The sequence below is a fragment of the Neobacillus terrae genome, assembly GCF_011393025.1.
GTDB lineage: Bacteria > Bacillota > Bacilli > Bacillales > Cytobacillaceae > Neobacillus_A > Neobacillus_A terrae.
Genome location: NZ_JAAOEO010000010.1, coordinates 146,902 through 158,810 on the forward strand (window position 1 = coordinate 146,902; position 11,909 = coordinate 158,810).

Genomic DNA, 11,909 nt, shown 5'->3' on the forward strand with positions numbered 1-11,909 from the left:
TAATATTTCCCCTAAACTTTTTCCATTAGGTGCCCACATTAAAAACCGCTACCCTTTTTCCAATAGCATTATGGAAGAACAAAAATAGCCGGAAATAGTTGCCGGCTTATTAATACTTCTTTTTATATTTATTACTTTGTAATGCAAAGAAAAGCCAAATTAAAACAGGGAAAGTTGCATATGATGTGTTATGCTCCAACGGATGCCCCAGAATTATAGCTAATATATCTACACTTACGTTTGTTAAAAATGATAGGATCACTGTAAGTAGAAGAAGATGAATAGACAGCTTTCCAAACCTTATATTTGATTCTTTTACGAATTTAGCCATAAAACCTCCGAACAAAGAAGATATATACAATTTTACTATACTTGTCATACGTACATATAGAAAAATTACCCTACTTTATTTACCTGTCTTCTTCAGCTAACCTTTCTCAATAAAAGAAGAAAAAATTAGCGGCTTAACTGTTATACAGTGTTAAATCACCTTAAGGTATCATTGTCGCCAATGTGTTCAATTTGCTCTAATACACAAGGATTATTTCCGTATATAGAGTAACTTGTAAAATAAGTTTGATTGGCCTCTATTAAATTCCAAACCATTGGTTCTTTAATAATAATTTTTATTTCTTTCTTTACTTTACTGTTTGGGTCAAATGCTATTATCCACGCTTTTTTATAATCTTTAGAATGCCCCTTTTTAACAATGGGTAAATAGGAAGTCATGGATGAAGAAGGACCCACTGCACTATCATAACTGGTAACAATCAGTAAGAAGCTAACAATTAATAATTTTATACTCCTGTGCATTGTTCACCTCTAATATTAATGTTTATGATAAATATATTTAAGCGGTATCTCTTCATTCCTTCTTTCAATAAACTTCCCGTTAATAAAAAAGAACATTTCTTCTTATAGAAGAAATGAATTTATTTTTTTCATTTCGATTTTCCCAATAAACCTATTGCAGCTGCAATGCCAATGCCCACTCCAAACCAAGCAGCTATACTCAAAACATTAACCCCCTTTTAGACTAAAACGTTTCCTCATTGTATATATATCTTTAAGGTTATTTAAGTTCCACTAATCTGCTCCGTTAGCTTAACAGTAGTGGGATAAATGTGTGAATAATTTTCTTTAATTGCTTTAATTCTATTACCTTCTATTTGTTGAAGAATCTGTCCTCTTTTTAACCTATAAATCTTGAGCTAGACGGACCATATCCCTGCAAAGAATACCGTTCTCGTAAATTTCTTCGGGATAATGCTTAACAAAAAAGTCAAGATCAACACCAATGATTCTAAAACCGCATTTTTGATATAGAGCCAATTGCCCTATGCCTGCGTTTCCTGTACCAATTTCAATTGTTTTATAGCCGCTTGTCCTTGCTGCCTTAATGGCATGCGTTACTAACTGTTTTCCTATACCTCTGCCATGAAGATCTTCACTAACAGCAACATTCACAATTTCCACTGTCTTTGGCCTTGTTGGAAGTAATACATAAACACCAATAATCTTATGTTCACTTTCTGCTACAAAGCATTCGCCCCTATTAACATATACCTTAACAATCTCTTCTGAAGGGTCTGCTAGTAACAACAATTCCATAGGAAGTTCTTCACCTTTGTTTAGCTTCCTGATCTCCATTTTAATCACCTTTTTTGATAATCTTTTATCTGAAAATAAAAAGAGGCTTTTACGCCCCTTCTGTTTTTTTACAATAATCAATTTATGAATCAGACTTTAACTCCCGAAGCAATTGGAAAATTTGCCCTCTGTGATGTGCTTCGTGTTCTATCAAATGATAAACCACCCATTCAGGGGATACGTCATAATTCTCAAGTTCACGAGGTTTACGCCAATCATTTAAATCCATTGAACGAAAATAGGAAAGAAAAACTTCACGTACCTTCTTTAGACGGTAAAAATGTTCTTCTAAGCTTTCTCCCTCAACATGAGTCATTTCTCCATCCGTTCGACTTTCTAAAGGAAATAACGACTTGATTTCGGGGTCCCAATCAGTTCGGAGAACTTCTACATAAAGCCAATCTGCCTCAATTAAGGCGATATGATATAAGAGAGAACCAATTGACTGTCTTTCACCAATTTTTCTGTCTAGCAGGTTTTCGCTTATACCGGTTAATTCGATTATAAGCGTACGACGAACATCCTCTAAGCACCATAACCATCGGCCAATTTCTGCTTCATATCCTGCTAATGAAAAAACATTTAAAGATTTCTTACCCAATTATTTAACCTCCCTATACTGCTTTAGCCTCTGTGAAGGCTGATTTTAAGGTAAAATCGATTGCCGATTAGGAAAAATAAAATACTGCCTAAGGTTATGGTCATAATGACTGTAAACATCGCAGCTCCATTGGTATGGCTTAATAGGTACCCGCCAATGATCGGACCAACAAAGTTGCCGATTTTTCGAAACTGGCCCGCCCCAAAATACGTTCCGCGTAAATGGTCGGGTGCCAGCTGATCGATAAGAATGCTGTTGGATGGAAAAATCAGAATTTCTCCGAATGTTATTAATACGACAGAAAAAATGGCTGTAACCCACCCGTTTACGAATCCAAAACCAAATAACCCGGCAGCCATTAAAACAGATCCTGCTATCATGACTTGCATTGGCTTAAACTTCTCGGCAAAATGGCTGATCGGCATTTGCAGAAAGACTACCATCACGGCATTAATCGTCAAAAGGACAGAAAAGATATACACCCCATTGCCCAGTTTTTCCTGAAGGAATTGCGGTATATTGGAATCCAGCTGCACATAGCCCATATTGATTAATATGATTCCGAGAACCAGATATCGCAACGCTTTATCTGTTTTAATAATTTGTAAGGCATCCATGAAAGTAACTGCTTTTTTCTTTTGTTCACTTTTAGGTAATACCAGCTTTCTCAAAAAGAAAAACAATACGACTGCGTATAGAAAATAAGTTGTCCCAGTGATCATAAAAGAGAGATTTGCTGACGTCACCGCCAAATAGGCACCCACTAAAGGACCAACGGAAGCTCCAATATTTATTGCTGTATATCTTAAGGAATAAGCCTTCATTCGATTTTTCTTATCGGTGACATCCGCCATCAATGCCTGAGAGGTTGGTTCAAAAAATGAATTGCACAGTCCGTTTAAGGCATTAAGCAGGATAAACCATCCCTGGCTGTTCGCAATGGTAAATCCGAAATAAACACCTACCATGGCAAACAATGAAATGAGCATAATCGGTTTGCGGCCAAAACGGTCGGATAGATGACCTCCAATAAAACCCCCAACTGTAGCACTTAAAGGTCCCATCCCTACAATTAAACCGATAATAATCGGAGGGAGCTCCAAATGCTTTGATAAGTAAATAGACAAAAATGGCAAAGTCATAAATGCCGATCCTCTGGATAAAACAGTACCAAGTAACAGCACCCACACAATGGTATGAAACTGTGCGATATAATTTTTTATTTTATTCATGATACCCCTTTCAATTATGTAAACCTTCTGGTTGAATTCAATTAGTTTACATAATATTGTTATGTAAACTAATTTAAGATAAGATTAAAAAAATATTTTAATTTGAATTTCCCGAGTGGTGTTACGTTTACTGCTCTGCTTTCCTTCAACGGTTCCACCCATTCCAGCTCATAAAGTTTATGGACAATTGCTTTTCCAAGTGCACCGCCAAGATGATATTTCTTTTCTGTCCCATCCAGGCATTTTCTTGAAAAAGAACGTTTACTCCTTCTTACTTCATCCATATTAATACCAAAATTTTTTAACAAAAGAAGACCGGTTTCTGTTACAAGGAAATCCTGCTCACCTTCTATTAAAATAGACTTGTTAACTAAGGCTTGTGTCAAAGCCACACCGAACTCTCCGGCAAAATGATCATAACAGGTCCTTGCCTTTTTAATCGCCTTTGCTTGTGTCGTATTCATGGTACACCTCCGTGTATTCTAAATAGCCATACGGACTAGATACTATATTCTAAATTTTTATAGTAATAACCTCTTTTTTTTATTAAAATAAAAAAACGCTGTTTGGCTAGTGCTGTACAGCGTTGATTTATACTATTTCTAGACTCCTTAGAATACCAGCCTTAATTCTTTTTCTTTTTCTGTAAATATCTCAGATAAGAAAAGTTCTCCTTGTATCCGACTGCTTTATATTTTTCTGTTACTTTAATGGAAAAAGGAAAAAAGCTAAAGTTCATGATCCTTCTTTTTTGTTGCCAAATATACTGCCCTGTTTCGAGGCGCTGGATTTTGTTCCGTTTAAAAATTCTAATGAATACCTGGATATTTTTTATGCCTGTGTGCTAAAGGTATTCCTCATCTATTCTCCATTCGCCCCTCTTCCAATGAAGGAAACTAGTAAAAGGAAGGATTAATAAAACCAGTATTAAAGATGACCAGCCAAACGAACAAAAAACGCGCAGGAGAAAACAGTTTCCAAAATCGTATTGGGAACAAGATATCCAAAAAGGCTTGCTTTATAGAGTTTTTTGATTTGAGTAAACATGGCATCAGGAAAAATATCCAGATTTTTTTTCCATAATTTCCGTTCAATGGACGGATAGAGCAGTATCCTTGAATCACCAGTTTCCGCCTTTCTATTAGAGCATAAGTAAAATAGGAATTAATATTTCTAACACTACTTTACATCAAAATATCCTCGCGCTTATTAGCGCGAGGATTCCTATTCTCTATCCGGACTTTTTACCATAATACCTTCAACCTGCGTTAGCCCTTCATTAAAAAGGCTAACACAGGTACATTCCATAATTCATTAAAGGATTTTTCATCCAACAGCAAGTAGACTTATTGCTGACTTTACCTTGTTAAGGGTTTGGAAACCTTAATATAACGGTTGTTCCTTCATCCAATATACTTTGAAAGTGAATCGTCCCGTGGTATTTCTCTACTATTTGATAACAAATCATCAAACCCAATCCTGTCCCTTTACTTTTAAGTGTATAAAAGGGGGTACCAAGCGACTTAACTTCTAATTCTGACATTCCTCTTCCAGAATCTATTATTCTGATCTCGACATAATCCTTTATCTTTTCAGCCTGGACAAACACAGTTTCCCCTATTTTAGAAGCCTCGACTGCGTTCTTTACAAGATTTGTGATTAACTGTTTAAACTCAATAATATTTGCCACCACATAGCAATCTTCTAGGACATTTACCTCAATTTTATTGTCATGTAATAGCCCGTAGGAATAGAGTATGTCTGTAACATTTTGGAGAACGTCTTTTACATCTATGGTATTAAGCTTCTTTTCATTATCCGGTTTTGCAAAAGTCAAAAAATGTGAAATAACATGTTCTGCTGTTTTCAACTCTTCCATCATCAAAGAAAAATTTCTTTTTACATCAGGATTAAAGGAAACATCTTCCGTATACAGCTGCAAAAAACCTTGAACTACCGTCAGTGGATTTCTAATTTCGTGTGCAACTGCAGCTGCCAGCTGCCCAGTCGTTTTCAAACGCTCCTGATGCTGTATTTGTTCATAATAAGTTTTCAGTTTTTGTATTCTTATCGATGATAAATAAAAAATAAGATATAAGATGATTTGACTTCCTACAAAATTAGCAATATTACCTAGAAGATCTATTTTTATTTGTGGGAATATTTTTCCTTGGTCAATAAAAATAATATAACTAAATGCTGCTGTTATTGATAGACTGTTGAGGATTAAAGAAAAATAAAATAGCTTGGAATCAAAAAAGAAAATGGAAATAGCCGGAATAAAACATAAAAAAATAAACGTTGACCATGTTTCAGGATATAAAAAGAAAATTAAATAGAAATAAGACGAGGCTACTAATATAATGATCATTCTAAAAATTTGTGTTTCAAATCTCGGATAGAGCACTAAACAGGCAGATAGGACAACAAAAAGGACAATATGCCAAGAGTATCCTACCCCAAGTTCCCCCATTCGTGGATTACCAATGAATAACCCCATTGACATTAGGATAATAATTATAAGTATAGAACTATAATATAATTTCAGATTGATATTAATATAAAATTCTTTCATATATACACCTTTTGATCTTAGTCTTTGTATTAGTTTATTCTTTCTCGTAGCAACCTCTATATGTATTTTTTTAATCCAATAAAAATATTTTAGGATAAGATACCCATATTATCTCTTTATTCTCATATTATTACAAGCTTCCCATAAAATATGTTTCCTATTACTTTAAAACTACTTTTAATTTTCAAGATTATTTAATCTTGCTTTTCATATAGGTGGAACCTACTTCTTTTGTTAGTAGAAACCTTATCCAATAATGCTATCAAAAGAAAAAATCCTCCCACTTATTAGGGGAGGATTCCTATTCTCTATCCGGGCTATTGACCATAATTCCTGCCACTTGGGTAAGCCTTTCATAAAAAGCCTGTCCAGCAGGTTCATCCCATAAACCTATTTCTTTGAAGGCTTCCTTCATGCAGCGCAGCCAGCTCTGTGCTCTTTTCGGTGTAACTTCAAATGGCATATGCCGATGTCTCATCGCTGGCGGGCCAAATTCCTGACTGTAAAGTGCGGGCCCTCCTAAAAATTGTGGCAGAAACAATCTCTGCTTCCTCTTAATTTCTTCCATATCTCCTACAAACAGTGGTGCCAGATTTGGATCCTTATATACTCTTGGATAAAAAGCATCCACAAGCTTTTCGATCGTCTCCTGTCCCCCAATTTCGGTGTAAAGTTCTCTAAATTGATATTCCACTGTAATCACCACACTTAATTTTTCCTTTTATTATATAGCTATATCATGTCACTAATAGTGATTTATATCACACCAATAGAAATATGTATCTGTTATAAAATATAAAGTGAAATTAAAAGGGTTATATTGTTGGAATGGATTTGCAGTATTATTATTGATCGTCTTGTTAGAAGGCTGTAAAAAAGGACCTTTTGCTTTTTGCATTAGAAAAGGATTCATCCACTGCCTGACAGGATTTAACGATAAAGTAGATAAAAAATGACGTGTGAGTTCACACGTCATTTTTATTGTCTTAGACAAAAAACTTAATAACAGTCAGGATTACCCCAATAAAAAATCCGCAAATGGCTCCATTTACACGGATCCATTGGAGATCCTTCCCTACGTTATTTTCCAGCATATCGATAAGTGTTTCATTATCGAGTTTATCAAGATTTTCTTTTACAAGTTGTCCAATCTTAGCATGGTTTGCGTCAATCAAAAGGAAAATTTGATTTTGAATCCATGTTTCAACAGAATCCATTTTTTCTGGTACTTCTCTTATTTCATTAATAAACTTTCTTACAAAGGAAAGAACGTACTGATCTACAAATTCATCTTGTTCTATAATGCTGATCAATTTGTTTTGCAGCTGTGTTAAAATAGCTCCTATTTGCTTTGCTGGGCTCCAATTGTGAAGCAGTGTTTCCTTCCAATTGTTTATATCATTGACAAGCTCTTTTTTCTCTTCAAAGTTTCTAAGCTCTCTGCGAATTCGATTGAGGATTAAATGCCTGTAAGGATTATCCTCCTTTTGCAGGAGAAGAATTCTTTCTAGAAAAAACGGCTGAAGCATGTTGCCTAGTTTTTCCTCGTTCAGCATATTGCTAAAGGTGCTGATCGCCATTTTTAAGAAACCATCAGCTTGCGTGTTATCCAGCAGCTGTTTCGCCATCTTACCGATTTTAAACTTTGTTTCTTCATCACTTATCCACTTTTCAGTCTCAACAAGAACGTAGTCTAATGCTTTTGAATCTAGTTTTCTGTCTAAGGCTTCCTGAATAAGTTTTTGAAGCAGAGTGATTACATCTAAACGGCTTAGATATTCCTTTAACTCTTTTTCAAGAAAAACAGCCATTTTTTCTATATTAACTAAGCCAATTGCCTGGAGTAACAGACGTCTAATCCACTTTTTAATCAAATCAGTTTCTATTTGTTTTTCTGCGATGCTAAATACTTTCTCGGCAATCTTAATCTGCTTGATTTTCCCCTGGATACTTTCTTTTGTCAGCCAGTCATTTTCAAGCATGTTAATGAGTGCGCCAATCATTCGATCACGATTCTTTGGAAGCAATGCCGTGTGTGGTATAGGAATACCAAGTGGATGCCGGAATAGAGCTGTGACGGCGAACCAATCGGCAAGTCCTCCCACTAGGCCGGCTTCAAATCCGCCTTGCAATAAACGGCCAATAAGAGAATCTTGAAATGGTATGGTGGCGAGAAAGCCAACGGCCATAATGGCCAGTGAAATTTTTGCGAAGTACTTTGATTTTTTGTGTTGTTTTGCCATAGAATCCCTCGGATATTCATTAAATTTACTTAACCATAATACCATTGTTATAACACTTTTTTAAAATAACTTGTATCAAAAGTTTTAAAAAGACCAATCAGAAATTCTGATTGGCTAGGGTTCATGCTTTATTTTTTCAAATGATACGGTACGGTTGTTACTATAACATTCCTGCGGTAGAGCAAAAAGCCCCTTATTAACAGACTGGACTGATTATGGAGAAAATTTTGCCAGCCTTTTTTCGGTATAAACTGCGGAATTAAGACGGTAACACGGTGATTATATTCAGCTGCTTTATGTTCCACAGTATCGATAAATTTCGTCAGCGGCTGAACGATACTCCTATAGTGTGAATGTAATGTGACCAATCGTACATCGGGCTGCCACTTTTTCCACTTCTTTTCAAATTCCGCTTCAGTTTCACGGTCAAAGGCTACATATACAGCAATTAATTGAACCGTTCCCAGCGACTTCGCATAAACTAATGAGTTTTCAACCACATGAGTAATACCCGCAACCGGGACAATCATGACATTTCCTTCGATTGGCGGTATTGGCTCATTATTGCTTAAGCTTAGCTGTTCTCCGACTGCATTATAATGTTTTTTGATTGCGTGAAATAGCAGAACGATTAACGGAAGAAAAATCAGGACAGACCATACCTGCCCAAACTTAGTAATAAAAAAGATCATCATGACCAGAAAACTGATCAAGGCCCCAACAAAGTTGATGATTAATTTTACTAACCATCCCTGCGGTTTTTCCCGGACCCATTTTACGAGCATACCTGTCTGAGAAAGAGTAAAAGGAATAAATACCCCTACTGCATAAAGAGGAATCAATTGTTCTGTCCGGCCTTTAAATACAATAATCAAAATGATGGCCATAACAGCGAGGAAGATGATTCCATTAGAATAACCCAGCCGATCCCCTCTTATAGTAAACATCCTGGCTATATACTTATCTTTTGCCAAATTAACAGCCAGCAAAGGAAAAGCAGAATAACCAGTGTTTGCTGCCAGAACCAGGATCATGGCGGTTGTAGCTTGGATAAAGTAATACATATAATTACGGCCAAATGTCTTAGCTGTTATTTGGGAAACCACTGTTTCTTTTTCCTGAGGGACAATTCCGTAGTAATACGCTAAATATACGATACCAGTAAACAGTACTGCAAGAATGAATCCCATTGCCATCAAGGTTTTCGCTGCATTTTTAGGTGCCGGATCTTTAAAGTTAGGAATCGCGTTCGAAATGGCTTCTACACCCGTTAAAGCAGAACAACCCGATGCAAATGCTCTAAGTAGTAAAAATAAAGTGATACCAGCAACAGGCGTTCCAATCGGTGAATGTGCATCTGCTGGTACGGCTCCAGTTACAATGTGATAAATACCAACAATGATTAAAATAACAAGGGCCAGGACAAATAAATAAACCGGATAAGCTAAAACAGACGCCGATTCAGTTATCCCTCTTAGATTTAAGATGGTAATGAATATGACTAATATAATGGCAATCAAGACGTTGTATGGATGCAATGATGGAAAAGCCGAAGTAATAGCATCGGTACCAGCTGACACACTTACAGCCACGGTTAAAATATAATCAACCAACAATGAACCGCCTGCTATTAATCCAGGATTTTCACCAAGGTTCTCCTTAGAAACAACATAGGCTCCTCCGCCATGCGGATAGGCATAGATAATTTGCCGGTATGACAGGATTAACGCTAATAATAGAAATAAAACCCCTATCGCTATAGGAATTGAATACCAAAACGCGATAGCACTTATCGAAACCAGGACAAGAAGAATCTGCTCTGGGCCATAAGCCACTGACGAAAGGGCGTCAGATGAAAGAATAGCCAATGCCTTTACTTTATTTAATTTTTGTTCCCCTAATTCATGTGATTTTAAAGGTCTTCCAATCAAAAACCTTTTTAGCGCATTAAACAATCAATTCCGCCCCCATAAAATTTTTTTCTTTTGTATAATTCCCTGTTTTTTTAAAAACAATCAGAGACAAGTTTTATTATTTTTGAAATAAAAAAGCCCTCCAGGCATAGTAAGTTGCCCAGTGGACTAAGTTTCCTCGTCTCACCAGTTTTCACTTCCTCTCCTGTTACGCTTACGAGGTTAGCTGTCGGGTTCGGGCCATAAGAGTAGCCCTTCCTGTTTAAGGATTCACCCCAGTGGAAACCACAATCACGGGTCCCCCGCTCCATAAGGATTAAGCGAATTAGAAATATGAAACTGATTTTGATAATACTCCTATCATTTCCATTTGTAAATGAATAAGTGGAAAGGAAAAGACTGATTCCATGTTTAGTAAAAAGTACTTACTAAGAAAGAAAAACATTTTAACAAAAATTAAGCTTCTTAGAGTTGGTAAGGTTTAAGGAAACAAATCGACTTAGCTAGATGGAATGTACTTTCTTGCCCTTCCTAACCCGGTTCACTGATTTGCAGGGCTCATTTCTGATTTCGAAGTTTGGTCGCTGTTTGTTTTCTGCTTTTTCTTTCTGTTGCGAAAAAATGCTATAACGAGCAGCATCATTGGAATGATGATTTGAAAGGGCCAATGCAAGTAGATTGGAACGATCTTCAATCCTTCCTTTATATGTTCTGCATAGTTTGAAGCAATTGTAAGAGAGGCAAATAAAACTATGAACCCAACGGGGAAGCTTAGCTTGCCTGGATTCTTAAATTTAAATAATTCAGTTGCTCCTAGCACTGCGGCATAAAAGTAGAGAGTTATTTTGAAAAATCCCCCTATCACCAGGTAGAGCATAAAAAACACATCCAGTCTTTCGATAAAATTCATAAGCTCTATTTTAGAAATCGTACTTAGCAAAGGGAAGGGAGAACGAATTATTAGGTCTGTCCCTAGAGAAGCAATATTGATAATGGTGGTAATAATTATGTTTATTCCGCTTAAAATCATCCCTGAAAGGCACACAAATTTTGCTTTTTTTGGTTCATTTAAATGGGGAAGAATCATGGTAAAGATAATCATTTCACCAAAAGGAAAGGTAATGGTTTCACCCATTGTTTTCTTTATGACCGGCATAATGCCATTTTCCAATATCGGTTTAAGATTTTCTAAATGGATTAGTCCGGAAAATACAACTAATAAGAAACCAGTAAAAGCCATTAAATAAACCATCATAAATAAAAGTTCCCCAACCCGGGCCAAAACTTCAAGGCCTTTATGGATGGCGTAAATGACGGTAAGAATCATCAATGTGTTGATGATAAAAAGTGGTGTATTTGTATAAATCGTTGTCGTCAATAATTCACCGATATCACGCGTTACCCTCGACGCACAATAAATAAAATAGACGATATATAAAAAGCCCAGAATGCTTCCAATAAATTTTCCTGTAATTTTTTGTACATATCCAGTCAGGGGTAAATCCGGGTAATAGCTAAACAGGCGATGATATACAAGAAAAAGCAGAAGCCCTCCTGCCATCCCTAGCAGTACAGCTATCCACGCATCTTGTTTTAAACCAGAAGCTATGCCGACAACAATCGCGCTGCCCATTTCAAACAAAAATACAAGGACAAACAATTGGAACGACGAGATCTTTATGGTGTCCATCTATG

The 11,909-nt window shown here is 36.2% G+C and carries 11 protein-coding genes and 1 riboswitch; all 11 genes read right to left on the reverse strand.

The genetic code is table 11. The annotated features are described in order from the left end of the window. Positions 1 to 109 precede the first annotated feature (109 nt). Positions 110 to 331 (reverse strand): hypothetical protein, encoded by a 222-nt coding sequence (locus G8761_RS15810; RefSeq protein ID WP_166028340.1) that lies wholly within the window; start codon positions 329 to 331, stop codon positions 110 to 112. Positions 332 to 486: 155 nt separating this feature from the next. Beyond that, complete coding sequence (locus G8761_RS15815) at positions 487 to 813, reverse strand: hypothetical protein (RefSeq protein WP_166028342.1); 327 nt, start codon at positions 811 to 813, stop codon at positions 487 to 489. Between the two features lie 384 nt (positions 814 to 1,197). Then, the gene (locus tag G8761_RS15820) at positions 1,198 to 1,650 is read right to left on the reverse strand and encodes a GNAT family N-acetyltransferase (protein ID WP_166028344.1); all 453 of its coding nucleotides are present in this window, start codon (positions 1,648 to 1,650) and stop codon (positions 1,198 to 1,200) included. A gap of 82 nt (positions 1,651 to 1,732) precedes the next feature. Further along, entirely contained in the window at positions 1,733 to 2,251 is a 519-nt protein-coding gene (locus G8761_RS15825; RefSeq protein WP_166028346.1) for a DinB family protein, read from the reverse strand. A 23-nt stretch (positions 2,252 to 2,274) separates the two neighbouring features. Beyond that, the gene (locus tag G8761_RS15830; RefSeq protein WP_166028348.1) at positions 2,275 to 3,483 is read right to left on the reverse strand and encodes an MDR family MFS transporter; all 1,209 of its coding nucleotides are present in this window, start codon (positions 3,481 to 3,483) and stop codon (positions 2,275 to 2,277) included. 68 nt (positions 3,484 to 3,551) lie between these two features. Then, positions 3,552 to 3,947 (reverse strand): hypothetical protein, encoded by a 396-nt coding sequence (locus G8761_RS15835; RefSeq protein WP_166028350.1) that lies wholly within the window; start codon positions 3,945 to 3,947, stop codon positions 3,552 to 3,554. A gap of 902 nt (positions 3,948 to 4,849) precedes the next feature. Beyond that, positions 4,850 to 6,058 carry a sensor histidine kinase gene (locus G8761_RS15840; protein ID WP_166028352.1) on the reverse strand — a complete coding sequence of 403 codons (1,209 nt, stop codon included), beginning with the start codon at positions 6,056 to 6,058 and terminating at the stop codon, positions 4,850 to 4,852. Positions 6,059 to 6,359: 301 nt separating this feature from the next. Then, positions 6,360 to 6,764, reverse strand: coding sequence for a globin domain-containing protein (locus tag G8761_RS15845; protein ID WP_420800260.1), 405 nt, complete (start codon positions 6,762 to 6,764; stop codon positions 6,360 to 6,362). Between the two features lie 280 nt (positions 6,765 to 7,044). Continuing rightward, positions 7,045 to 8,301: a DUF445 domain-containing protein gene (locus G8761_RS15850; protein ID WP_166028354.1), complete on the reverse strand. Its 1,257-nt coding sequence runs from the start codon at positions 8,299 to 8,301 to the stop codon at positions 7,045 to 7,047. 128 nt (positions 8,302 to 8,429) lie between these two features. Next, entirely contained in the window at positions 8,430 to 10,256 is a 1,827-nt protein-coding gene (locus G8761_RS15855; protein ID WP_166028356.1) for an APC family permease, read from the reverse strand. A 153-nt stretch (positions 10,257 to 10,409) separates the two neighbouring features. After that, a riboswitch (cyclic di-AMP (ydaO/yuaA leader) is annotated at positions 10,410 to 10,547 on the reverse strand. A 208-nt stretch (positions 10,548 to 10,755) separates the two neighbouring features. Beyond that, positions 10,756 to 11,904 (reverse strand): GerAB/ArcD/ProY family transporter, encoded by a 1,149-nt coding sequence (locus G8761_RS15860; RefSeq protein ID WP_166028358.1) that lies wholly within the window; start codon positions 11,902 to 11,904, stop codon positions 10,756 to 10,758. Between the last annotated feature and the right edge of the window lie 5 nt (positions 11,905 to 11,909).